This is a genomic window from Streptomyces sp. SP17BM10 (assembly GCF_036322405.1).
Lineage (GTDB): Bacteria > Actinomycetota > Actinomycetes > Streptomycetales > Streptomycetaceae > Kitasatospora.
The window spans coordinates 1-283 of the sequence record NZ_JAQYXB010000650.1 but is presented as its reverse complement, the minus strand read 5'-3'; the positions used below and the strand labels follow the sequence as shown (position 1 = coordinate 283).

1 protein-coding gene is annotated in these 283 nt (G+C 65.7%); it reads right to left on the bottom strand.

All coding sequences use genetic code 11. The annotated features are described in order from the left end of the window. Positions 1-283: non-reducing end alpha-L-arabinofuranosidase family hydrolase (locus tag PUR71_RS30075; RefSeq protein ID WP_329930327.1), on the bottom strand; the 283-nt coding region annotated here is incomplete at both ends.

The window sequence follows — 283 nt, the reverse complement described above, 5'->3', positions numbered from 1 at the left end:
GCGGACGAGGTCGCCGTGGCTGATGTCGTTGGTCCAGGTGGCGCCGCTGTTGGCCTTGCCGGCGAAGGGGTTGGTCTCGGTGGCGGCCTGGGGGGTCCAGGAGCCGTTGAGGCTGGTGGCGGTGAAGGAGCGGAAGTAGCGGTGTTCGTTGGCGCCGCGGGCTTCGACGATCATGAGGTACTGGTTCTGGCCCTGGACCTTGTAGACCTGGGGGGCCTCGAAGAGGTTCTTCACGGTGTCGGTCATGACGGTGGTGTAGGAGGAGCCGAAGTTTCCGGGGAAG